This window comes from Ekhidna sp., from assembly GCF_039940915.1.
Classification (GTDB): domain Bacteria; phylum Bacteroidota; class Bacteroidia; order Cytophagales; family Cyclobacteriaceae; genus Ekhidna.
Genome location: NZ_JBDVFO010000002.1, coordinates 715,979 through 737,936, shown reverse-complemented (window position 1 = coordinate 737,936; position 21,958 = coordinate 715,979). Strand labels below are relative to the sequence as shown.

Below are 21,958 nucleotides of genomic sequence, written 5' to 3'. Positions count from 1 at the left end.
GTAAATTCGAGTGTGATTTCATTCGTTTTCTATCTGGCTTTTCTTCTGATATTTGTAATTTTTGCCGTCTACGCAGAAAGAAAAACTGCGGCATTCATCCAAAATAGACTGGGCCCGATGGAAGTGGGCCCTAAAGGGATTTTGCAGACCGTTGCTGATCTGCTTAAGATGCTTCAGAAGGAAGATATCCGAGCGAATGCTGTTGACCTGATTCCATTTTTAATTGCACCCCTGATAGTTTTTGCAGCTGTTTTTACTGGTTTCTCGGTGCTTCCAATCAATGCGGATCTGGGAGGGTCTGATATATCTAGCGGAGTTTTTTTCTTGCTTGCGATTGTTTCAATAGATGTTTTAGGAATACTGATGGCGGGTTGGGCTTCAAACAATAAATACAGCCTATATGGAGCCATGCGATCAGTTGCTCAAATAGTATCGTACGAGGTGCCGCTTGGATTAAGTATACTTTGTGTGGTAGTCATATCCGGGACGCTTGATCTGAATGAAATGAGCATGCAGCAAAATCACAATGGCTTGCTGTCTTGGAACATTGTCAATCACCCGGTATTGATTATTCCCTTTATCATTTTCCTTATTGCAGGTTTGGCAGAATCTAATCGGGCACCTTTTGATCTCCCGGAATCTGAGTCCGAGCTGATCGGAGGGTATAGCACAGAGTATTCTGGTTTTAGGTGGGGCATGTTTATGTTATCTGAGTATGGGATGATGTTGTTGATCTCCATATTGGGAGCAACCCTATTCTTTGGGGGATGGAGTTCACCGCTAAGTAGTTTTGGAAATGGCCCTGTCTGGGGAACAATTTGGCTACTATCCAAAGCCATGCTATTAATTTTTGTTCAAATGTGGGTGCGCTGGACCTTGCCACGCTTAAGAGTAGATCAGCTCATGAGTTTATCCTGGAAATATTTGACCCCATTGTCGATAGTGATGTTATTTGCCTCTGCGCTGTGGAAGCTATGGATAATTGGCTAAGCATATGAGTTACCTTGGAAACATATCAAATGCAATAGCGACTACCTGGAAAGGAATGAAGCTCTCAATACAGTACTTTTTCCAGGCCAGAAAAGGACGTAAGAAAGAATGGGTTGGAGAGGACAACTATTTCCATAAAGCTAACGGAACATTTACCGTACAATATCCGCATGAACAGATTCCTGTTCCAGATCATGGTAGGTATCAATTGCATAATGAAATTGATGACTGTATTGTCTGTGATAAATGTGCAAAAGTTTGCCCTGTTGATTGCATAGACATAGAACCCATTCGTTCACCAGAAGTCTTTGGACAAACCTCAGATGGCACCCCTCTTCGAATACATGCTGCTAAATTTGACATTGATATGTCTAAGTGCTGCTTTTGTGGATTGTGTACAGTTGTATGCCCTACCGAATGCCTGACAATGACTAACGAATTTGACTTTAGCACCACAGATATCCTTGATCACAATTTCTCTTTTAGCAAAATGACAGATCAGGAAATTAGTGAAAAGAAGAAAGAATTTGATGAATACCAAGCCGCCAAGATCACCGCGAAACCAGAGATGCCAGCAATAAAGAAAGCGAATGAAGAGGTGAAGAAACCTGCTGTAAAACCTGTTTTTAAGCCTAGAATTCCAAAAAAGAAATGATGGGGGTAATTCAAATAGCGCTTATACTGCTCACCCTGTTAGGTGTTGGCATTATTGTCTTCACCAAAAATATTGTGCACGCTGCATATGCCTTATGTCTGTCTTTGATGGGCATAGCTGGTATTTATGTCGTGTTACTTTCAGAACTTTTAGCTGTTGTTCAGATCATGATATATGCTGGTGGGGTGGTAATACTACTTGTGTTTGGCGTAATGATGACCAATAGATTAAAAGGAGAGAAAGTTTTGACAGGATCGCGTAATTCAATTGTTGGAGCGGCTATTTCACTTAGCTTATTTTCCTTTTTGGCCTGGGTTATCTCAAATTCATCCTTTTCACCCGCAAAGGTGAAAAATCAAGATCAAGTAAAGTCAATTGGTGTATCCTTTCTTACTGATCATATCGTTGCATTCGAACTCGTTGCTTTTGTATTGTTAGTGGCACTCGTGGGTGCGGCTTATTTAGCTAAAACGGCTGCTGATGAATGAAGAGCAGATAGCATATTACCTCTACTTTGCAGCACTACTTTTTAGCGCCGGTATTTTTGTTGTGCTAACAAAGCGAAGTGCAATTTTTGTACTCATTGGAGTAGAATTAATCCTAAATGGAGCAAATGTTGTATTGGCAACTTTCTCGCAATACGATCCCAACTTAAATGGACAGATTTTCGCCATTTTCGCAGTGGTGTTGACCGTCTGCGAAGTGTCTATAGCATTAGCTATTCTTCTCAATATTTACAGAAAATCTAAATCATCCAACCTGGATGAATTAACGGAGGTGGGGAATTGATGATGTTTTTATTGATCAATGCGTTATTATTCATGCCTCTTGTCGGAGGTGGGATTTCATTTTTTATAAAATCCAGAGCGGGATTGCCCTCGACTATTGGGGTTTCTATTTCATTGCTAATTTCAATTTACCTACTGGTTTCAGATGTCGAATTTGTGACATCCCTGGAATGGCTACCGGAATATCGAATGAACATGCTGGTAGATAAGGTTTCACTGCTACTGATATTTCTCGTGACATTGATATCTATGTTGATTCATGTTTTTTCAAAAGAATACATGAAGGACGATGATGGGAGAAATAGGTATTTTTTCAAATTAGGATTTTTCACGTTTTCAATGATTGGTTTGCTCCTGGCAGATCATTTAATTCTGCTATTTGTTTTTTGGGAATTGGTGGGGCTAGCCTCATATCTACTCATTGGATTTTGGTATTCGAAGGAGGGTGTTCCTTCGTCAGCAAGGCTTGCGTTTATGGTTAATAGAGTGGCGGATGTTGCATTACTTGCGGGCATTCTATTGCTGAATAAGCAAGGACTAAATATTTCCAATTTTGAAGACAGCTTGCTATTTCTACCTTCATTATTAATTGCCATTGGAGCTTTTGGGAAATCAGCTCAGCTTCCATTTTCAGGATGGCTTACCAAAGCCATGGTAGGGCCTACGCCTGTTTCAGCGCTTATTCATGCAGCCACAATGGTGGCAGCTGGGGTATACCTATTGTTTCGTGTTTCACCATTCATGCATGCAAATGCGCTTGTATGTGTTGCGTTAGTTGGAACATTGACAGCATGCTATGGCGGACTTTGTGCCTTAATGCAGCATGATATAAAAAAGGTTCTCGCATATTCTACCATTTCGCAGCTTGGGTATATGGTCATGGGTATTGGCGTTGGAGCACAAGATGCTTCGCTTTTCCATCTGTTCACGCACGCCTTTTTTAAAGCAGGCTTGTTCTTAGGAGCAGGAGCTATAATTCATTTTATGCACTACCAAACAAAGGAAGATGCACAGGATATGCGAAATATGGGAGGGCTCAGGATGCATTTACCTTGGACTTACAAGACATTTTTAATATGCGCTTTGGCATTGGCAGGAATCCCATTATTTAGTGGATTTATGTCAAAGGATGGCATTATTATCGCCGCTTGGGAATGGGCTAGTGAGCTTGGAACCTGGGCGTATGTCGTACCTGATATTGCGTTAATCACCGCATTTCTTACCGCTTTCTATGTTGGCAGAATGATAATTTTAATTTTCTGGGGTAAGGCAAGGCTATTGAAGAAAATAAACAGTTTTTCTGAAGCAAGAGCTATGAAGATACCTTTAATTGTTCTAGCCATTGGATCTACGTGGATGCTTTATAATTGGAATCCCATCGCCCATACAAGTTGGTTGCAATTTTTATGGGGAGCTGAAATCCAAAACCACTCTGACCATGTCGCAATGATTGTTGCATTGCTATCACTACTGATGGCCGGTTCGGGATTGCTTCTGGCGTATTCCTTTTTCAAGCCGGGCTCGGCTTACAATCAGCGATATAGCCTAGAGACAGCCGATCGATTTCCTGCCATTTTGAAAGGCTTTTATCTAACATCGCTCTATCATGAGCTAGGGAAGGGTACTGAAAAGGTGACTAAAGCACTGTCGCTGTTTGACCATAAAGTAGTGGATGGTGCAATTCATCTCATGGGAGTTGGAGGCGTGGTACTTTCAAAAGTTATTGCCTTGGCTGATCGATTTCTGATTGATGGCCCAGTTAACTTTGTTGGGTACCTTTCAAAGTTGACTGGAAAGCTTCTGGCAGACTTAAGCTCTCGGGACCTTCAAACCCAACTGACTTGGTTGTTGTTGGGTGTCATTTTGATTTTAAGTTGGATACTGTTTTTTTAGCGCCGCATGCAAAACATCCTCACATATATATTTCTATTACCACTGATTATAGCAGTTGCAATGCTATTCATTCCAGCTGAGCGTTGGAAGCTATTTAGAAGGTTGTCGCTTACAACCATAGGTGTGCAGCTTGTGCTATCTGTGATGTTGATGGTCAACTTTGATCAATCCCTCAGCCCGAATAGCTGGTCTACAGGATTTCAATTTGTAGAAAGGGCAGATTGGATAACCATGTCATTTGGATCAGTAGGCTCCATTAGTATAGCATATTTTCTGGGGGTAGATGGCATAAGTTTACCACTTGTGGCACTGTCATCTTTTGTGCTTCTGATTGGAGTTATTTCTTCTTGGAACATACAAGAAAAGGCAAAGGGGTACTTCATTCTATACCTGGTGCTCAGCTCTAGTATTATAGGTTGCTTCATTGCGTTGGACCTCTTTCTATTCTATCTCTGTTTTGAATTTATGCTTCTTCCAATGTTCTTCTTGATTGGAATTTGGGGAGGTGAGAGAAGGTCTTACGCATCGATCAAGTTTTTCCTATATACACTTTTCGGATCTCTTTTTATCCTGGTGGTAATGATCGTTCTGTACTTAAGCGTTGTGGATGGAAATGCCAATACATTTAGCCTGGTGCAGATGCTTGATGGTAATTACTCCCCAGGCTCCGTACTAGATCCGAACTCCCCTCAGCTCATTTTTGGATATTCAGCAAGAGTTTTGGCGTTTATATTCTTGATCATTGGTTTTGGTATTAAACTTCCAGCAGTGCCTGTTCATACCTGGTTGCCAGATGCACACGTGGAAGCCCCAACACCCATATCAGTAGTTTTGGCCGGCTTGCTGCTCAAAGTTGGCGCCTATGGATTGATACGTATCGCATATGGGATATTTCCCGATGCGGCAACCGAATATGCCTTGTTTGTCGCGGTGATTGGTGTTTTGTCGATTCTCTATGGAGGCCTCAATGCGCTTGCGCAACGTGACTTGAAACGTATGGTCGCTTATTCTTCTATTTCGCATATGGGATTTGTGTTGGTGGGCTTAGCTTCATTGACAGCCGTTGGCTTTGCCGGAGCTTTATTTCACATGGTCTCCCATGGACTGATTTCTCCTGCACTATTCTTGATTGCAGGTGTCATTTACGATCGTACAGGGAACCGTCAAATGGAAAACTTCAGTGGACTTGCCGGTAAGATGCCAGTCTATACATTCTTCATGGCCATCTTCTTTTTTGCTGGCCTTGGCTTACCTGGACTTTCCGGATTTGTTGGTGAGCTAATGGTGCTAATGGGAGCATTCGGTAGTTCACAATTTTCTTTATGGATTGGTATCCTTGCAACCTTAGGTATTGCCATTTCAGCAGCATATTTCTTATGGACCATACAGCGCATGTTTTATGGAAAGTATTTTGTGAGAGAGCCTAATTGGGAGCCCAATATGTTTGATTTGACCGCTCGAGAGAAGCTGATGCTTATACCACTGGTTATTCTGGTCATTCTCCTGGGTATATTTCCACGCTTAATCCTAGACTATAGCAATGAATCGATCAATTTCTTCATTCAGCAGGTTAGCAACTTTCAGCCATGAATTTAACAGAGAAGCTGAACGGCATATTGAATGACTTGCAAGCGGTTTGGCCTGAAAGCAGTCTTCTTCTTGGAGCTATTTTGCTCCTGGTGATTGGATTGATCAAATCTCATGAAATCGGAACTAAGATTCTCTATGGTGCTATAATTCTGATCGCCTATTGGTTTAATATATCCTCAGAACTGCAAGGAGGACTATTGATGAACAGTATTATCATATCAGCACCCACCAACTACTTTGGTACACTTTTTTTATTGGTGGGTTTACTGATTCTTCTATTTCCGAGGAATAAAAAACATGCCACGGAATTCTATTTCTTCATTCTGGCAATGCTTTCAGGTAGCCTCTTTATGATGAAAGCCAACAGCCTGCTGACCATCTACCTAGCCATTGAAATCGTCTCATTTTCTTCTTATATCCTTACCAACTTTTCGTTTAAAAAAGAAGGTTTTGAAGCAGGCATTAAATACTTACTATTTGGAGCGATAAGCTCAGCAATCATGCTCTTTGGGCTGGGGTTTATTTATGGCAGCACAGGTGTATTTGTGATTTCAGATTTGAAAGAGCTAGTATCCATGGAACTGATGACGGAAGTAGGAGTCGTCATGACCCTTGTAGGCCTCTTTTTTAAAATTTCAATAGTTCCTGCTCATCTCTGGGTTCCGGGTACTTACCAATCTGCTCCTACGGATGCCACAGCTTTTATGTCGATTGTACCTAAGATTGCAGGACTGGTGTTGATGCAAAGACTGCTCCAGGTGGAGGCGCTTGATTCTGACCATTGGATAATCAAAACGGTATGGGTCCTTGGTATGCTTACAATAGTTGCAGGAACCTTGGGAGCCTTCCGACAAACAAATGCACGCAGAATGGTAAGCTTTGGTGCAATAGCGCATTCTGGACTTTTGCTGCCATTTGCTTTGATAAACTCAAGCACATCAAGTACTGGATTTTGGTGGTATGCTGTTGCATACGCATGTATGAATTTGGCTACTTTTTATTTGTTGGATCAATATGAGAAAAAAGGAATTGAGGCAACTTCAGATTATGCATTGTCATCCAAATCAATTTGGATGGGCGTGAGCTTTACTTTGGTGTTAATATCACTGGTGGGTATTCCTCCGATGGCTGGATTTACCGCAAAGTTTTTGCTATTCACTACGTTATGGGAAGCATACCTTGAATTAGGATCTTCTATCGTATTATCCTATTTAATTGTCGCGGTGCTAGCCACTGTTGGCTCTCTGTTTTATTATCTGCAGATTCCAAAAAACATTTTCCTCGCCAAGGACTCGCAAAATCAGTCGATCAATTTCAATCTATTGCCGAAAATTATTGCAACTCTTTTTTCTATTGCCCTGTTATTGTTGTTCTTTGTACCGAAGCTGGTAATAGTAATGCAACAATTGCTTAACAACGTCCATGAGTGACCCAATAAAACACGAATGTGGCATAGCCCACTTACGCCTTAGAAAGCCCCTCCAATATTATATTGATAAATACGGTACGCCTGCATATGCCGCCAAAAAGATGTATTTGCTGATGAAAAAGCAAAGTAATCGTGGACAAGACGGTGTTGGAGTAGCAAGTATAAAAGTCGATTTACCACCAGGACACAGGTACATATCGCGATACCGAACAATTAATTCGAACCCCATCGAAGAAATTTTTGGGAAGATCAGCAAGAAATACCTAAAAGCACAACGAGACCCCAGCGGGGATGAGACAGATGCGGAATGGCTGAAAGAGAACTATGCTTTTACGGGCGAATCCTGGTTGGGACATTTGAGGTATGGTACACATGGTAAGAATAGCATAGAAAACTGTCACCCTTTTTTAAGACAGAATAACTGGAGAAGTAGAAATCTGGTAATGGCCGGTAACTTCAACATGACCAATGTGGAAGAACTCTTCAATATTTTGGTAGGGTTGGGGCAGTTTCCTAAAGACAAAGTGGACACGGTGACCGTGATGGAAAAGATAGGTCACTTTCTGGATGAAGAAAATCAACGAATCTTTGATAAATACAAGGATGAATTGTCCAACGAAGAAATTACCTACAAAATCGAAGAAGAGATCGATTTGCAGCGAGTGCTTAGCAGATCATGCAGGGACTTTGATGGAGGATATGCAATGGCTGGCATCATCGGTTACGGGGCTTCTTTCGTCGCACGAGATCCTGCGGGAATAAGGCCTGCTTACTATTATGCGGATGATGAAGTTGTAGTGGTTACTTCAGAAAAACAAGCCATTAAAACAGCTTTTGGCTGTGAGTACTCAGATATAACCGAAATCAAGCCGGGCCATGCGTTGATCATTGATAAAGATGGGAGCTATGATCAAAAGCAATTCATCGAAACAATTGAGCGCAAATCATGCAGCTTTGAGCGCATATACTTTTCGAGAGGTACAGATCCTGATATTTATAACGAGCGAAGAACTTTGGGCGAACTACTTGTTCCTCAGGTATTAAAAGCGATCAATTCGGACCTTAAGAATACTGTTTTTTCGTATATACCAAACACGGCAGAAACTTCATTCCTTGGACTCATGCGAGGTGTAGAGAAGTACCTTATTGCCAAGCGCAAGGAAGTAATATTGGAAGGAAAACCATCGGCTGATTCGATAGAAGAAATGCTGAACTTTCAGCCCAGAGTCGAGAAGCTAGTTTTAAAAGATGCAAAACTGCGCACCTTCATTACAGACGATAGCACAAGAGATGAACTGGTTTCCCATGTATATGATACCACGTATGAGGTAATCAACAAGCATAAGGATACGCTTGTCATTATCGATGACAGCATTGTTAGGGGCACTACCCTGGAGAAAAGCATCTTGACTTTATTGGATCGCCTGGAGCCAAAAAAAATTGTCATAGTATCTTCTGCTCCTCAAATTAGATTTCCTGATTGCTATGGAATAGACATGAGCAAGATGAAGGATTTTCTTGCTTTCAGAGCTGTACTTGGACTCCTTAAGGACCACAACAAAGAAGACCTTCTGGATGAAGTTTTTGATAAGTGTTTGGCAAGTCAGACAGACAAGAATCCTGTAAATCATGTGAATGAGTTGTATGAACCATTCACTTATGAACAAATCTCAAATAAGATCACAGAAATCGTAAAACCTGAAGGCATGAAAGCTGAAGTAGAAGTGGTTTATCAAACAGTAGATAACCTTCACAAAGCATGTCCAAATCATCGAGGTGACTGGTATTTCACTGGTGATTACCCAACCTTCGGAGGAAATAAAGTCGTAAATCGTGCCTTTGTCAACTACATGAAAGGGGTAGAAGTAAGAGCGTACTGATTAAGTACTTATTCTTGCTGGATAAGCCTGTTGATATGCACTATTGACAATACATGCATGAAAACAGCTACAGGCATGAGGCATCCTGCAACTAACCCATACGGATAGGTCATAGCCTTCAGCGGCAGTAAAGGTTCTACAGCTCCATACAGATCAGGCTTGTAAATGGAAGTCATGAAAACGAAAATGACAGTAGCCAGAACAATCAAACCCAGGTAATTCCAAGACCTAACCAGCTTCAAATTCATTGGACTCCTGCGCATGGCCACAAATCCAATGATTGGAACTGTAATAGCATAAATCATATCAAAGTTGTATCCTTCAATACTTGCTTCTTTGTGCAGAATTCCAGCTGCTACAGATGCAACAAATAAGCTTTCAACCAAAATTCTAAACGATTGGAAAAAGAAAATTTGCCTGGTGGGTAAATTCAGTATCCAGCGTTCATTTCTGTTGCGATAGACAAAAACACCCGTGAAAATGAAGGAAGGAATAATCATGGTTAAAACAAAACGAGGAGGGAAGGTATAGGATTGAATAAAATCGGTAGATCCAATCATGGCCAGATACAATTGCCAAAGGACAATACCCCCGACAAGGAAGGCTTTCTTTTTTGTTTTCTGAGCATCCTCAAAGGTTTTATTGATTGCTGTAAATCCAAAATGGATCAGGCATAAGCAGACCAGCAACGTTAAAAGAAGATATCCGAGTTGTAGTGTCATGAGTGTGTGGTTTTAAGTTTTGATAAAATGGTATCAACTGCAGCTTCACCATCTTGCTGAAGCACCTCTCTGATTTCATTCATAGCTGCCTGCCAGGAGGGGATTACTGTTTCGAGAAGTTCTTTGCCTTTAGCGGTGATTTCTATCAGTGGAAAGTCCTTTTTTGAGCTGTAGCCCCTTTCAAATAACCTTCTCAAGTTTCTATTTACAGATGATTTTTCCATGAAGAGAATGTGTGAGAGCTCTTTTTGAGTGACTTTTCCACGTTTTAGCATCACAAAAAGAATGGTCAGTTGACTGTTGGTCAGATCGAAATCTTTTAAGTGTTTTCTGAAGATGTTTCCAGTAAGCCGGTTGATTCGATTCATTTTACCATTCAGGCACGTGGTGGGATCAACAGTGTATATGTTTTTAAATTTCATGGTTGTATATACAACTTTACGAAATTAAAATCACATGGTTACTATACATTATGAAATTTAATTGAGGCGTTTAGGTTCGCTCGCTATTCCTCTGGAACTCCAACGTTCGCCATATACAGACTCGTAAATGATCTCTACTTCAATGGAATCAGTTCTGGAAAACCACCTTTTCAGAATAGGAGAATTAATGGAATCATTTTTTACACCAACTAATTCTATTCTTGAGCCTGCGGGTATAAGAGTTCCTTTTTTAATATTTGAGTAATAGAAGTTGATAATTGAATCTTTTGGCTTTATGACACGATGAACGAAACTTGCCGGATCATCGATATATGCTGAATCGCCAACATGAATTTTCACATCCTTAATAAATGCAGGTCCTATGCCGTTGTTTTTCAGGACGTACATATAGCTCATTCCTTCTCTTCCTGGATTAGAATTCCACATTTCGAGATAGGGAAGCACAGAGGCATACTGTTGCTTACGGATGAGATTTGTCTGGTATACAATAGTAAATAGTGTGCCCAATGATGCCGTGATCGCAACAATGCTTAACCACCTATCTGATGACCATTTTTTCATGCAACTAAAATAGTCACATCAAAGGGATTTTAAACAGAGAAGCTTTCTCCACATCCACAGGTACGGGATGCATTTGGATTTACAAACTGAAAACCTTTGCCATTTAACCCATCCGAAAAGTCAAGGGTTGTTCCTAAGAGATACAGAAGACTCTTTTTATCAACCAGGATTTTTACACCCTTGTCTTCAAAAATTTCATCAGCATCTTGAGTCTCCGGATCGAACGTAAGGTCGTACATCAAGCCTGAGCAGCCACCTCCTTTGACCGAAACACGAATGTTGTGATCCAGTGATTTACCTTCACTGGTAAGTAGGGTTACAATTTCTTCTCGTGCTTTATCCGTTACGTTGATCATCAGGCTACTGGGTTTAATACAATGCTAAATACAGTTAAGTTATTAATGTCTCTGCCATAGTACAGCTTGTCCATGGCATCATACATGTTTTTCGCACGGAAGTAGGATGTTTGCAGCTCGTTCATGCCTTTCATCATCCATTGGATTGTAAATGAACTCTCCTTGTCCTTGTGCGTACGCACATAGTCAAGCATCTTGTGCAGTACATCGGTCTTATCAAAACCATTGATGGTTTTGAATAGGAACGATTGATTATGGCGCGGATTGATCGTGATTAAATCCAATTTGACTTTTCCGTCGTTATTTGAAAATTCAAAAATCACCTCATCGCTTCTCAGCCCGAGAAAGTTTTTTATCTCGTTTTGAATCTTCGCGGATTCTACATGAATATCAGATCGTAACTCCATTTGTTTTAATTAATGGGTAAACTTTTCAGATCGACTGAAAGTTCCTGCATTTTTGCAAACTTAATAATTGAGCATGATGCTCAACCTAATTATTAAGACAAATTGCACAGGTATTGTTAAAAAACTGGCACATGGCCCATTATTTTAGCTTTTAAATAAATAAACCAAAATGTGGAAAAATGTTGAACATATTGGCATAGCAGTAAAGGACCTGTCATCTGCAAATCAACTATTCGAAACGCTTTTCAATAAAGAAAGCTACAAAGAAGAAGTTGTTGAGTCCGAATCTGTCACCACTTCTTTCTTTCAGTTGGGAGAAACGAAAATTGAATTGCTTGAAGGCGGATCTGATAGTGCGATTGCCAAATTCATTGCCAAGAAAGGTGAGGGGATACATCACATTGCATTTGAAGTAGACGATATCTACTCCGAAATGGATCGATTACGCAAGGAAGGCTTTCAGATATTAAACGAGGAGCCAAAAAAAGGAGCTGACAATAAGTTGGTGTGCTTTGTACACCCAAAGTCGGCCAATGGGGTATTGGTTGAATTATGCCAGGAGATAAAAAAATAAAATGAGCGAAGAAAAAAGAACAGAAATAGGAGAGATAGGAGAGTTTGGTTTGATCGACCAGATCGCCGAGCGATTTACACCTAAAAGTGAGAAAGTCGTGAAGGGAGTCGGAGATGATGCGGCTGTATTTGATCTGGGTGATAAGTATCTCCTGACCACTTCTGATATGCTACTAGAAGGTGTGCACTTCGATTTGTCGTACATGCCATTGCCACACCTCGGATATAAAGCTGTAGCGGTCAATATCTCAGATATCGCTGCAATGAACGGCACACCGACACAAATCACCGTAAACCTAGGTTTGAGTAATCGGTTCTCTGTGGAGGCAGTAGAGGCACTGTACGACGGAATAAAGGCTGCTTGCGATGAGTATAATGTAGATCTTGTTGGAGGTGACACGACTTCCTCTTCCTCTGGGTTGATTATTTCTGTTACCGCATTGGGAGAGGTAGATAGAGATAAAATCGCTTATCGGAATGGAGCGATGGAAAGTGATATTTTATGTGTGACGGGTGACTTAGGGGGTGCTTTTGTAGGCCTTCAAATCCTGGAAAGAGAAAAAGCTGAGTACATGGCCAACCCGGATATGCAGCCTAAACTTGATTCCTACGATTATGTTGTGGGACGCCAGTTAAAGCCGAAAGCGCGCATGGATATCATTCACGAGTTCAAAGATCTGGCTATCCAGCCTACATCGATGATTGATGTGTCTGATGGTTTGGCGTCTGAGGCATTCCATTTATGCAAACAATCAGGGCTGGGAGTGGCCATCTATGAAGATAAACTGCCAATAGAGAAGCAATCTTTCGAGACGGCAGCAGAGTTTAGCATTGATCCAAACTCATGCGCACTCAATGGAGGTGAGGATTACGAATTACTCTTCACCATTGGTCAGGATGATTTTGAGAAAATCAAGAATCACCCGGATATCCATACGATTGGTTATATGCAGGCAAAATCAAAAGGAAGAACCTTTGTAACCAGAAGTCAGAATGTAGTAGAACTTCAAGCGCAAGGTTGGAAGCATTTTTAAAAATTGCACTTTTTAGAGCATAACTTGTCTTAATTCTATTTTAATCACTTTTTTCTTGGTGAAAATTGTGTTTGTACGCCTTTTGTACACATGTAATTACCTGCTCCTGAGCTAGTCTAGACGTTTTTTGTTAAATGAATTAGAACAATTAAACGGACTATCTAGATGATAAATAGGAAATCAAGATTTAGCGTGGTACTAGGTTTGACCATCGCTATGCTCTCAGCAAGTGTACCGCCAGCATCCGCATGCACATACATGAATGGTATTGAAGCTGTCCAATTGAATAAGAGTGATGAAGATTTTAAATACGGTCAATACGTTTATGTTACATTGAAGGACGGCACTCAGACCGTGGGTAAAATAGCGGGTAAAAAGAATTCGAAAAAGTACTACGTGAAACAACTGGATGGATCGCTAAAAGGAGTTGTTCACAAAAAGTACATCAGGAAAATGACAAAGGAAGAAGTGGAAAATTATAAGTCACGCGCTGATGGTGATTGACCCCTGGATGAAAATCATTCATTCAGAACCAAAATTCTTCTCATCCATTCTTTAAATGAAAGCCCACGCATACGAATAGGTTTGCTAAACGATAAAAATGAAAATACGATGAAAGAGCAAATCAAGTACTACGAAAGCAAACTTACTTATGAGATGGATCCATCCGATTTATTCGCTTCTTTAGAAACGGACACCAATCTGGTTGTTGTTGACGCTCGTCAGGCATTTGGTTATGAAAAAGAACACATTCCTACAGCGATCAATTTACCTCATCGGGAAATTACACCGGAGAGCACACAAGACCTTGATACATCCAAAACCTATGTCTGCTATTGCGATGGCATAGGATGCAATGCCTCAACCAAAGGCGCACTTAAGTTGGCAAAACTAGGCTTTAGCGTGAGAGAGCTCATAGGAGGAATAGAATGGTGGAAGTTCGATGGTTATGCTACTGAAGGATCCATGGCTACTCAGGGAGCTGCAATTCAATGCGCATGCTGATACGTCGAGCACAAGAACGGGACATTGATCAGATTCTTGAACTCTGCGCTTTGCATGCCGCACATGAAAAAGCTAATTACAATGCCACGGGAAAGCGAGATAAACTGTTTCATCAACTTTTTGAGCAAGCAACGGTGCAATGTCTTGTGGCGGAAGAACAAACTAACCTTTTAGGCTATGCTACCTTCATTAAGCAGTTTGCTACCTGGGAAGCTGATCATTATTTGTATCTGGATTGCATTTACCTAAGAGAAGAGATAAGAGGAAAGGGTGTTGGAACTAAACTCATGCAGTTGATAAAATCATATGCTGAAGAAGAACGATGTTTTCAGATGCAATGGCAGACGCCGGCATTCAATAAAAGCGCCATTGAATTCTATAAGAAGCTTGGAGCGGTGTCAAAAAGTAAGGAACGATTTTTTTGGTCTTAAAAAATAGAATGATATACACATGATTTTGTCCATCTTAGGTTTTGATTACCGCTAATTTATTAATTATCTACCTTAAATATTAGGGGCACTTTTAAATTAAATTTTTGAAAGGAGAGGAGCAATAATAGATGCGTGATCTGTCATAAAAAAGGGCCGTCCGAATAATCGAACGACCCAATCACCTAATCACTACTACTATTTCTTAATTACTTATTTGCAACCAGACTTATACTTAAGTCGAAATTGTCATAAATTGTTTTGTCTCCCAGGTTATCAAAGAAACTTCCTGATCCATATTTCACATCAAACTTGGATCTGTCTACAGATAATGTTGCTTTTGCAATAACCTTTCCATCTTTTTCTTCGATGCTCGCTGGGAACTGAATTTCTTCTGTTTTCCCCTTGATTGTAATGTTACCGACAATCTTGTATTTGCCAGGACCTTGAGGTACTGCTTTGGTAATCACGAAAGTAGAAGTAGGAAATTTCTCAACACCAAAAAAGTCATCAGACTTCAAGTGACCTTCCAGCTTCTCTTTAGATCCACCAGATAGATCGGTGTCTTCCAGGGTAGTCATGTCTATAGTGAATGTTCCACCTACAAGTTGGCCGCCTTCCATTTCTAAACTTCCACCTTGCAGCGAGATCACTCCACTGTGCTGACCGGTTACTTTCTTACCAACCCACTCTACTGTACTCTCTGTGGTGTTCACCTTGTAATTTTCCTTAGCGTCTGTACCTAGCAGTGCCGCTAAAATGATAAATGCTTTAATCATGGTTCTTTGTGTTAAGTTATCTAGTTCTCTTCAAAATAAATGTATGTACATATAATGTATAAGCAAATAAACGCCACAAGTCTGAATTTGTTCCATAATTTTGAAAAAAAAATGAAAAGATGATTGAGGTAGGAAAAACGCTCATTTCTGATGATGTAATAGCAGAGGCATTTGTTTGTGATCTCACGAAGTGTAAGGGTGCTTGCTGTGTGGAAGGAGATCTAGGAGCACCACTTTTGGAAGAAGAGTTAGATGAAATTGATAAGGCAATAGATTTGGTAAAGCCTTATCTCACTCAGGAGGCGATAGATGTACTGGAAAAGGAGGGAGGCTATCTGTTAGACGAAGATGGAGACCTTTCTACCACCACAATCAATGGAAAAGAATGTGCATTTGCTTTTTATGATGAAAGCAAAATCTTAAAATGCAGCATAGAACAAGCCCACAAAGAAGGAAAGACCGACTTCAAGAAGCCTATTTCCTGTCACCTTTACCCAATCCGTATTTCCAAGCTTCCGGAGTTTGAAGCCCTCAACTACGATCGGTGGCAAATATGTTCTCCGGCTTGTGATCTGGGAAAAGAACTGAAAGTTCCTGTTTATCAATTTTTGAAAGAAGCGCTAATTCGAAAGTATGGAGAGAGCTGGTACGAAGAGTTGGTAAAGAAAGTATCGGAGCGTTAATAGTATGCGATTATAGTTTGGCCAGGCAGAATTCTACATATTCAATGCCGCGTTTGCATCTAAATTTATCCAATGGTTCTCGATGCAGTTCTTCGGCTAATTGATAGAATTTTTTCGATTTTTTCAATTCCTCTTCGGACTCGATCCTCTTCGAGAGGATAAAAGCAATCCTTTCATAGTGAAACGGAATGTCTACATCCTTAGGATTGACTAACATCATCTCTTGAAGGTTTTTGATTTTTTTGTCAACGGGACTTAGGTCCATGTAATGCGCAATGCTATCCTCATAGTGATAGTATTCGGTCGGCGACTCATTCATTTTCTTGAAAGCCTTAAACTGCTTAAAGTCTTTCATAGTTATGGGTTGGTTCAGAAGTTGCCACCTTCGCTGACATGGTAGGTGACTTTCAATAAACTTTTCTGGCTCTACAAACAAAAACTTAGAGCGTGAGATTTTGACGTACTTCCATTGGCCCATTTCCAGATTTACATATCCACTTGCCCAGGTAATGTCCATCAAGTGAAATACGCCATTTAATTCAATGACATTCCATGCATGATTTGGTCGCTCAAAGATTCCATCGTCTACAAAGCCATTTCCTTTCGCATATCCGTTGATCACCTGGCACCAAATACCTGTTCTGAAACAGAGCTCTTTATACAGCTCCGAATAGCCTGAGCAGACCGCTTTCCTAGAGGAAAAGGTTGTTTGCCAATCGGAAGGTTGGAGCGTATTGTTTACAAAACTTTCTATATCATACTGAATGTTGAGCATCATCCAATAGGCAAGAGCTTCAGCCAACTCCTGTTTTGAGAAAGCGCCATTTTCTAAATATTCGACAAGCTCATCAATGTTTTTGCTTGCAGGAGCTTGACTCACATAATCGAATATTTTCTTATTGCGTAATTGCCCAATGGCAGCTGTACCAATAAAAATCAGGAAGCATATGGACAAGGCTTTTCTAATTGACATGCATCATCAATTCACAGTTCTTTTACCTTAATAACCAAATATCAGTAAAAAACCCTCACTATTCTCAAAATGATCGGTGTAGCCATTGTTATACTTGTCTAAATCTCCAGTAGCCTTCGAATCTTGGCCAGCAAAGACTGAGATTACCATTTTAGGGTTCGAGTTTCTGTATGGTAAAAAAGAAATTTTTGAACCTCATATTTCACCAATTAGGCACACCCATAATCCCCATTCAGTCATGGGATTGTTATTGTTTTTTGTTGCTAACAATAGGAAGCAGTTCTTGGAAATCGGTAATTCGGTAATCCGAATGCTCAGATCGCACTTGACCAAACTTTGCTACTTGTACCGTCTTAATTCCTAATTCACGACCTGCTTTCAATTCAGAGGTAGGATTATCTCCAATAGCAAAGATGTTTTCTGGTTTTACATTGCTTGATTGAAGAATTGCTGTAAAAATTCCTTTTTTATGCTTTCGATTTTGTTTGTTCACTTCATCAAAGAAAATTGATTCAAATTCTTGTTCAATTCCCAATGCTTTAATCTTAGCTCTTTGTAGTTTCTTAAACCCGGTAGTCACCAGAATTTTTCTAGCAACAATGTTTTCCACATGATGGAAATCATTGAACGTTTGAATATCCAACTCATATTCTAACTCATTTATAGAAGTCGAAAATTGTTCATTGAGCAGATCATCAAACTGATATTTTTTTGCTACAAAATCGAAAGGGAACTGCCATAAGTCTGAGATAATCAATTCTATTTTATCAGGCCTGTAAAAACGTTCCGCGGTTATCTTGAATTTATCAAGAATTGGTGCTACATGATGTTGACCAATAGACCTTGTTTCAAAAATTGTATCATCTAAATCGAATATAAGTAGATTCATATTGAGCATAACGCCCAGATAGCATTGTGCTTCAAGGCATGTTTACTTCTTCTAAGCTAGCGCGTTTGCACTGGACTTTCAAGTTGCACCTTTGAGGTATACTGTGTCGTTTGTTTAGATGTACTTCAATCCAAAACGTAGCAAGTAGCATAGGGGAGGTACTGAATTCAGAATGGGTGCGAGTTTGGTGAATTCCTACTGCACCTTTAATTCCTACTCATCTCTTGAAAACAATAAGGGTTAGAGAAATTCTACTCGGATTTACCACCATAGAAATGGCCCCTTCCCGATAAATTGGACTCATTTGAAAGTAACGAACGACCACACTTCCCTTAAATTTTTTGAAGGATCTTAACATTCCTATTCCCCCTACAAGTCCAAATTGAAAAGGTCTAATTCTCCAGAAAGTGCTTTCAGGTAAAGTAATCACTTCATCGTCGAAGACCTGTTCACTAGGCAGTTTTGTGCTTGAATTCAATTGTAAATCTAAATTCAATCCTCCGTTTATATATAGACTGTAATTTTTTGAAGGAAACAAATAATTAAAAGAAAGTGGAATTGATAATGTAGTAAGGTCGATGGAAGGGTAATAAAACTTAGGGTTTGCACCTCCATCCTTAAAAGTTGATGAATAGTTTGATTTTCGAAAATTAAGCTCTGCTTGAAAAGTTAATTTATCTGAGACCCGCGGAGAAGAGATTGTTGTAATTATCCCAAAGGTAGGATCTACGGAACTGTAGGATTCATCAAGGTAAAAATAAGAACCAAGACTTGTCAGTTGAATCCTTGATAAAGAAACTCCCAGGCTCACTCCAAGATCAACCTTAGTCCATGGTTTACTCGTTTTGAATTCTGTATATCCTGTGCCTTTGCACTTGTTATATTTTAAGAAAAATTCAGTAAGGCTCCTTTCATCAAGTTTCAGATTGGCGACACCCTTGGTTGAACAATCACTAACGAGATAATTAACGATACCACGCCACTTACTTGTTTCTCGGTATCCAACTTTTCCATCTTTCACCACTTCCACTTTTTTGGATTCTAAGTCAAACACTGAAGTGTCTTTCTTTACATGGAATTTCTCTTCCGATTTATATAAGCTGATTTCCCCAACTAAGAGAACCTCCACGAAGGCGTCCTCAATAATTTGTGATGAAAAGAATTTATCGTCTTGATACCCAAAGCCTAAAATGAGATTTGGGGAATAATCGAATTTACCTTCTTCGCCTTGGAAAAGACAAGATTTAGGATTCTTGGAGGAGTTGGAATAATCCACTTGACCTTGAATAGTATCGTTATCCAGCGTTATTACAAAGCCCTTTCTGAAGTCGTTCTGTCCATATGAATGGCCAACCGTAAGAAGAAGAATGATTAGTGTTGATTTGATCGTTTTGTACATAGCTCAGTGATGTCCTAATAACAAGTCGGTTTTCAGCTATTTTCTTTATTAACTACTGATACCTTGAGATTTTCAAAAATCCTTAAACAGATTAAGGAACATAAGCTTCCAGTTTCACAATGAAATAACGTGGCAAATCTTCCACTGTAGCAAATCCTGCGACGACATAGCCCTCATCAGAGGTCTGTTGGATTGAGTAAGCACTTTCACTAAGAGTTCCTCCAATTGTTTTTTGCCAGGTCAATTCCCCTGACTCATCCAATTTAACAATCCAAAAGTCATGACCCCCAGAGCGATCTGTCACATCTCCATCACTGGAGCCGGTATGCCCTGCTACAACATAGCCACCTTCTATGGTCTGTTGGATAGACCAAGCCACATCATTACCGGATCCACCAAATGTTTTTTGCCAAGTCATATTTCCTGACTCATCCAATTTCAAAATCCAGTAGTCGAACTCAGTAAAGAAGCCAGCATCACCCTCACCAAAGGATCTAACAGTTCCTGCGACAACATATCCTCCATCAGTTGTTTGTTGTATAGAATTAGCATATTCGTATTCTGACCCACCAAATGTTTTTTGCCAAGTCAAATTCCCTGAAGCATCTAATTTCGTAATCCAAAAATCAGAAAAACCATTAGAACCTGTCACGTCTCCATCACTAGAAAAAGTATGTCCAGCTACAACATAACCACCATCATTCGTCTGCCAGATAGATTGAGCCTCATCTTCGAGAGTGCCGCCAACTGTTTTTTGCCAAGTCAAATTCCCTGAAGCATCTAGTTTCGTAATCCAAAAATCAGAAGAACCTTTAGAACCTGTAACATCTCCATCGCTAGAATATGAATACCCAGCTACAACATACCCCCCATCAGTTGTCTGCTGGATAGATTGAGCCTCGTCTTTTTTAGATCCACCGAATGTTTTTTGCCATGTCAGATCACCAGAAACATCTAGTTTTGTGACGGAGTAGTTAAAGCCTGTATGCCCAGCAATAATATATCCCCCATCAGTCGTCTCCTGAATGGAGTAAGCATGATCTTGGCCATCTCCGCCGAGTATTTTTTGCCAGGTCAAATTTCCTGAAGCATCTAGTTTTGTGATCCAAGAATCATGGCCACCCTTTCTATCTGTATCCGTCAAATCGCCATCTCTGGAATTTGCATATCCAGCAACTACATAGCCACCATCTATTGTCTGTTGGATCGAATAAGCGACATCACGACCTGTACCCCCGAGTGTTTTTTGCCAGCTGACGGCTGGTGAATTGGAATCATTCAAAGAGTCCATCTCATTTTTATCACCGCACGCTGAAATAACCACACTAAGTGAAAATAAAGCCCATAAGGGGATGCAAACATTCTTATTCATAAATGAATATAGTAATTGCAATCAATAACCTTCAGTTATTAAAATTAAAATTCCAAATTAATACTGGAAGTTCTGGATAGACAAGCTGTTCTTTCTTAAAATCGACTTTCAAGAGAGCATCTAGTTCTTTGAATTCCTTCCTGAAACTATCACCAGAATCTTAACTATGTTTCAAAGTAAAAAAGTCAACTTATAGCTGATTTAATTACTATGAAACATAATTATTAGTGTCATTTTTGGGAGGGAGATTTGAGCTCTTTTGGTTTTTTTCATGATTGGAGTTCTGGTGGCAAAACCAAATGTGCTAAAATGTGTAGACGGTCTACGTCACGGCATGAAACCTAACGTCCCAGGTAGGCACGTGCCTACCGCAGACAGGTATGTCCCGAACCACTGTCTACGCGACCCGCTGTGAAAAACTAAGCTAGCAAAGCTTTGACCCACCCACAACCTTGCCTGTGAAAAACTACCTCATGAAAGTAGAGGCTAGAGCAGGAAAACGCTAAAGTGAATCGAACTTTCAGAAGCCTGCCGCGAACTTGATTCGGGGGCGAAGCTTTGCGGTTCGGATAGCAGGAGAGTAGCTAGAAGCAGTTGACCGGCACGCGCAGTGATATGCACTTTAGCGTTTGTTATCTGCTTTTGGTCATTAGGCCCTTTCCAACATATAGATCTACGACCTTAGGAACCAGCTCATTTTTGATTTCCCCCCACTTTTCAAAAGCCTCATTAGTTAGTTTTCGGTTCTTCTTATTGTCTTTTAGAAGTATGAATTGGGTCTCAGAGTTAATCTCTCTAATAGACTGTGTAAAGCATTGGACAAAATCGATGAAGACTATCTCATTAGATGGAACTTGGAGTTCGAAGTAACCGTCAAGATCAGTCATAGTTCCATAGGTAGTTCCCATTACTATGATACTCTGGGCGGGAAATGGCTCACCGTCTGCCATTACTCTGCCTTCAATCGTTCGCCATTCGCCATTTTCTTGCGCGAAGGTGTGAATTGAAATAATTGTTGCTATGGTAGCTATGAAACTCTTCATGTTGCAGATAACGACCCAGCTATGATGAGTGGGGATTAGAAAGCACTAACCTTTCCTGCTCCTCAA

25 protein-coding genes are annotated in these 21,958 nt (G+C 40.3%); 14 read left to right on the top strand and 11 right to left on the bottom strand.

The genetic code is table 11. The features are described 5' to 3' along the window. Positions 1-12 precede the first annotated feature (12 nt). From nuoH to ABJF57_RS08360, 8 genes are read left to right on the top strand one after another with little or no spacing between them, the layout of a single operon-like run. Complete coding sequence (gene nuoH, locus ABJF57_RS08395; RefSeq protein WP_462234219.1) at positions 13-990, top strand: NADH-quinone oxidoreductase subunit NuoH; 978 nt, start codon at positions 13-15, stop codon at positions 988-990. Positions 991-994: 4 nt separating this feature from the next. Then, positions 995-1,645 (top strand): 4Fe-4S dicluster domain-containing protein, encoded by a 651-nt coding sequence (locus ABJF57_RS08390; protein WP_462234217.1) that lies wholly within the window; start codon positions 995-997, stop codon positions 1,643-1,645. Next, on the top strand, positions 1,642-2,133 hold the full coding sequence (locus ABJF57_RS08385; RefSeq protein WP_462234215.1) for an NADH-quinone oxidoreductase subunit J family protein: 492 nt from the start codon (positions 1,642-1,644) through the stop codon (positions 2,131-2,133). The genes ABJF57_RS08390 and ABJF57_RS08385 overlap by 4 nt, the downstream gene beginning before the upstream one ends. Continuing rightward, positions 2,126-2,434, top strand: coding sequence for an NADH-quinone oxidoreductase subunit NuoK (nuoK, locus tag ABJF57_RS08380; RefSeq protein ID WP_462234213.1), 309 nt, complete (start codon positions 2,126-2,128; stop codon positions 2,432-2,434). Before ABJF57_RS08385 ends, nuoK begins: the two co-directional genes overlap by 8 nt. Further along, positions 2,434-4,326: an NADH-quinone oxidoreductase subunit 5 family protein gene (locus tag ABJF57_RS08375; RefSeq protein ID WP_462234211.1), complete on the top strand. Its 1,893-nt coding sequence runs from the start codon at positions 2,434-2,436 to the stop codon at positions 4,324-4,326. Before nuoK ends, ABJF57_RS08375 begins: the two co-directional genes overlap by 1 nt. A gap of 6 nt (positions 4,327-4,332) precedes the next feature. Beyond that, on the top strand, positions 4,333-5,916 hold the full coding sequence (locus ABJF57_RS08370; RefSeq protein WP_462234209.1) for a complex I subunit 4 family protein: 1,584 nt from the start codon (positions 4,333-4,335) through the stop codon (positions 5,914-5,916). After that, complete coding sequence (locus ABJF57_RS08365; protein WP_462234208.1) at positions 5,913-7,346, top strand: NADH-quinone oxidoreductase subunit N; 1,434 nt, start codon at positions 5,913-5,915, stop codon at positions 7,344-7,346. Before ABJF57_RS08370 ends, ABJF57_RS08365 begins: the two co-directional genes overlap by 4 nt. Next, positions 7,339-9,225 carry an amidophosphoribosyltransferase gene (locus ABJF57_RS08360; protein WP_462234206.1) on the top strand — a complete coding sequence of 629 codons (1,887 nt, stop codon included), beginning with the start codon at positions 7,339-7,341 and terminating at the stop codon, positions 9,223-9,225. Before ABJF57_RS08365 ends, ABJF57_RS08360 begins: the two co-directional genes overlap by 8 nt. 8 nt (positions 9,226-9,233) lie before the next feature. On the opposite strand, the gene ABJF57_RS08355 is transcribed toward ABJF57_RS08360, so the two are convergent. Genes ABJF57_RS08355 through ABJF57_RS08335 form a run of 5 tightly spaced genes read right to left on the bottom strand, consistent with a single transcriptional unit; the run spans position 9,234 to position 11,714 of the window. Further along, the gene (locus tag ABJF57_RS08355; RefSeq protein ID WP_462234204.1) at positions 9,234-9,947 is read right to left on the bottom strand and encodes a hypothetical protein; all 714 of its coding nucleotides are present in this window, start codon (positions 9,945-9,947) and stop codon (positions 9,234-9,236) included. Next, positions 9,944-10,369 carry a MarR family winged helix-turn-helix transcriptional regulator gene (locus tag ABJF57_RS08350; protein ID WP_462234202.1) on the bottom strand — a complete coding sequence of 142 codons (426 nt, stop codon included), beginning with the start codon at positions 10,367-10,369 and terminating at the stop codon, positions 9,944-9,946. The genes ABJF57_RS08355 and ABJF57_RS08350 overlap by 4 nt, the downstream gene beginning before the upstream one ends. A 57-nt stretch (positions 10,370-10,426) precedes the next feature. Continuing rightward, positions 10,427-10,951 (bottom strand): hypothetical protein, encoded by a 525-nt coding sequence (locus tag ABJF57_RS08345; RefSeq protein WP_462234200.1) that lies wholly within the window; start codon positions 10,949-10,951, stop codon positions 10,427-10,429. 29 nt (positions 10,952-10,980) lie between these two features. Continuing rightward, positions 10,981-11,307: a HesB/IscA family protein gene (locus tag ABJF57_RS08340; RefSeq protein WP_462234198.1), complete on the bottom strand. Its 327-nt coding sequence runs from the start codon at positions 11,305-11,307 to the stop codon at positions 10,981-10,983. Beyond that, on the bottom strand, positions 11,307-11,714 hold the full coding sequence (locus tag ABJF57_RS08335) for a hypothetical protein (RefSeq protein ID WP_462234196.1): 408 nt from the start codon (positions 11,712-11,714) through the stop codon (positions 11,307-11,309). Before ABJF57_RS08335 ends, ABJF57_RS08340 begins: the two co-directional genes overlap by 1 nt. Before the next feature lie 169 nt (positions 11,715-11,883). Here ABJF57_RS08335 and mce point away from each other — a divergent pair, with 169 nt between their 5' ends. From mce to ABJF57_RS08310, 5 genes are all read left to right on the top strand, one after another. Continuing rightward, entirely contained in the window at positions 11,884-12,288 is a 405-nt protein-coding gene (gene mce, locus ABJF57_RS08330) for a methylmalonyl-CoA epimerase (protein WP_462234194.1), read from the top strand. Position 12,289: 1 nt separating this feature from the next. Beyond that, positions 12,290-13,321, top strand: a complete 1,032-nt coding sequence (gene thiL / locus ABJF57_RS08325; RefSeq protein WP_462234192.1) for a thiamine-phosphate kinase — start codon at positions 12,290-12,292, stop codon at positions 13,319-13,321. Between the two features lie 165 nt (positions 13,322-13,486). Beyond that, positions 13,487-13,825: a hypothetical protein gene (locus ABJF57_RS08320; RefSeq protein ID WP_462234190.1), complete on the top strand. Its 339-nt coding sequence runs from the start codon at positions 13,487-13,489 to the stop codon at positions 13,823-13,825. Between the two features lie 108 nt (positions 13,826-13,933). Beyond that, positions 13,934-14,326: a rhodanese-like domain-containing protein gene (locus ABJF57_RS08315; RefSeq protein ID WP_462234188.1), complete on the top strand. Its 393-nt coding sequence runs from the start codon at positions 13,934-13,936 to the stop codon at positions 14,324-14,326. Further along, entirely contained in the window at positions 14,320-14,757 is a 438-nt protein-coding gene (locus tag ABJF57_RS08310) for an N-acetyltransferase family protein (RefSeq protein ID WP_462234186.1), read from the top strand. Before ABJF57_RS08315 ends, ABJF57_RS08310 begins: the two co-directional genes overlap by 7 nt. A 206-nt stretch (positions 14,758-14,963) precedes the next feature. On the opposite strand, the gene ABJF57_RS08305 is transcribed toward ABJF57_RS08310, so the two are convergent. Further along, positions 14,964-15,533, bottom strand: coding sequence for a YceI family protein (locus tag ABJF57_RS08305; protein ID WP_462234184.1), 570 nt, complete (start codon positions 15,531-15,533; stop codon positions 14,964-14,966). A 119-nt stretch (positions 15,534-15,652) separates the two neighbouring features. Here ABJF57_RS08305 and ABJF57_RS08300 point away from each other — a divergent pair, with 119 nt between their 5' ends. Next, complete coding sequence (locus ABJF57_RS08300; protein ID WP_462234182.1) at positions 15,653-16,216, top strand: DUF3109 family protein; 564 nt, start codon at positions 15,653-15,655, stop codon at positions 16,214-16,216. A 10-nt stretch (positions 16,217-16,226) separates the two neighbouring features. Here the strand turns inward: ABJF57_RS08300 and ABJF57_RS08295 are convergent, their stop codons facing one another. From ABJF57_RS08295 to ABJF57_RS08275, 5 genes are all read right to left on the bottom strand, one after another. Next, complete coding sequence (locus tag ABJF57_RS08295) at positions 16,227-17,189, bottom strand: transglutaminase domain-containing protein (protein WP_462234180.1); 963 nt, start codon at positions 17,187-17,189, stop codon at positions 16,227-16,229. A 247-nt stretch (positions 17,190-17,436) separates the two neighbouring features. Continuing rightward, entirely contained in the window at positions 17,437-18,078 is a 642-nt protein-coding gene (locus ABJF57_RS08290; RefSeq protein ID WP_462234179.1) for an HAD family hydrolase, read from the bottom strand. 217 nt (positions 18,079-18,295) lie between these two features. Beyond that, positions 18,296-19,477: a porin family protein gene (locus tag ABJF57_RS08285; RefSeq protein ID WP_462234177.1), complete on the bottom strand. Its 1,182-nt coding sequence runs from the start codon at positions 19,475-19,477 to the stop codon at positions 18,296-18,298. A 91-nt stretch (positions 19,478-19,568) separates the two neighbouring features. Beyond that, on the bottom strand, positions 19,569-20,849 hold the full coding sequence (locus ABJF57_RS08280; protein WP_462234175.1) for a hypothetical protein: 1,281 nt from the start codon (positions 20,847-20,849) through the stop codon (positions 19,569-19,571). 632 nt (positions 20,850-21,481) lie between these two features. After that, positions 21,482-21,892, bottom strand: coding sequence for a peptidase associated/transthyretin-like domain-containing protein (locus ABJF57_RS08275; RefSeq protein WP_462234173.1), 411 nt, complete (start codon positions 21,890-21,892; stop codon positions 21,482-21,484). Between the last annotated feature and the right edge of the window lie 66 nt (positions 21,893-21,958).

Excerpts from the sequence above, each read along its gene's own strand:
- ABJF57_RS08290 (WP_462234179.1), bottom strand. The coding sequence starts at position 18,078 with ATGAATCTACTTATATTCGATTTAGATGATACAATTTTTGAAACAAGG.
- ABJF57_RS08285 (WP_462234177.1), bottom strand. The coding sequence starts at position 19,477 with ATGTACAAAACGATCAAATCAACACTAATCATTCTTCTTCTTACGGTT.
- ABJF57_RS08360 (WP_462234206.1), top strand. The coding sequence starts at position 7,339 with ATGAGTGACCCAATAAAACACGAATGTGGCATAGCCCACTTACGCCTT.
- ABJF57_RS08385 (WP_462234215.1), top strand. The coding sequence starts at position 1,642 with ATGATGGGGGTAATTCAAATAGCGCTTATACTGCTCACCCTGTTAGGT.
- ABJF57_RS08275 (WP_462234173.1), bottom strand. The coding sequence starts at position 21,892 with ATGAAGAGTTTCATAGCTACCATAGCAACAATTATTTCAATTCACACC.
- ABJF57_RS08340 (WP_462234198.1), bottom strand. The coding sequence starts at position 11,307 with ATGATCAACGTAACGGATAAAGCACGAGAAGAAATTGTAACCCTACTT.
- ABJF57_RS08390 (WP_462234217.1), top strand. The coding sequence starts at position 995 with ATGAGTTACCTTGGAAACATATCAAATGCAATAGCGACTACCTGGAAA.
- ABJF57_RS08365 (WP_462234208.1), top strand. The coding sequence starts at position 5,913 with ATGAATTTAACAGAGAAGCTGAACGGCATATTGAATGACTTGCAAGCG.
- ABJF57_RS08280 (WP_462234175.1), bottom strand. The coding sequence starts at position 20,849 with ATGAATAAGAATGTTTGCATCCCCTTATGGGCTTTATTTTCACTTAGT.
- ABJF57_RS08310 (WP_462234186.1), top strand. The coding sequence starts at position 14,320 with ATGCTGATACGTCGAGCACAAGAACGGGACATTGATCAGATTCTTGAA.
- ABJF57_RS08350 (WP_462234202.1), bottom strand. The coding sequence starts at position 10,369 with ATGAAATTTAAAAACATATACACTGTTGATCCCACCACGTGCCTGAAT.
- ABJF57_RS08295 (WP_462234180.1), bottom strand. The coding sequence starts at position 17,189 with ATGTCAATTAGAAAAGCCTTGTCCATATGCTTCCTGATTTTTATTGGT.
- ABJF57_RS08335 (WP_462234196.1), bottom strand. The coding sequence starts at position 11,714 with ATGGAGTTACGATCTGATATTCATGTAGAATCCGCGAAGATTCAAAAC.
- thiL (WP_462234192.1), top strand. The coding sequence starts at position 12,290 with ATGAGCGAAGAAAAAAGAACAGAAATAGGAGAGATAGGAGAGTTTGGT.
- mce (WP_462234194.1), top strand. The coding sequence starts at position 11,884 with ATGTGGAAAAATGTTGAACATATTGGCATAGCAGTAAAGGACCTGTCA.
- nuoK (WP_462234213.1), top strand. The coding sequence starts at position 2,126 with ATGAATGAAGAGCAGATAGCATATTACCTCTACTTTGCAGCACTACTT.
- ABJF57_RS08355 (WP_462234204.1), bottom strand. The coding sequence starts at position 9,947 with ATGACACTACAACTCGGATATCTTCTTTTAACGTTGCTGGTCTGCTTA.
- ABJF57_RS08305 (WP_462234184.1), bottom strand. The coding sequence starts at position 15,533 with ATGATTAAAGCATTTATCATTTTAGCGGCACTGCTAGGTACAGACGCT.
- ABJF57_RS08300 (WP_462234182.1), top strand. The coding sequence starts at position 15,653 with ATGATTGAGGTAGGAAAAACGCTCATTTCTGATGATGTAATAGCAGAG.
- ABJF57_RS08375 (WP_462234211.1), top strand. The coding sequence starts at position 2,434 with ATGATGTTTTTATTGATCAATGCGTTATTATTCATGCCTCTTGTCGGA.
- ABJF57_RS08345 (WP_462234200.1), bottom strand. The coding sequence starts at position 10,951 with ATGAAAAAATGGTCATCAGATAGGTGGTTAAGCATTGTTGCGATCACG.
- ABJF57_RS08315 (WP_462234188.1), top strand. The coding sequence starts at position 13,934 with ATGAAAGAGCAAATCAAGTACTACGAAAGCAAACTTACTTATGAGATG.
- ABJF57_RS08370 (WP_462234209.1), top strand. The coding sequence starts at position 4,333 with ATGCAAAACATCCTCACATATATATTTCTATTACCACTGATTATAGCA.
- ABJF57_RS08320 (WP_462234190.1), top strand. The coding sequence starts at position 13,487 with ATGATAAATAGGAAATCAAGATTTAGCGTGGTACTAGGTTTGACCATC.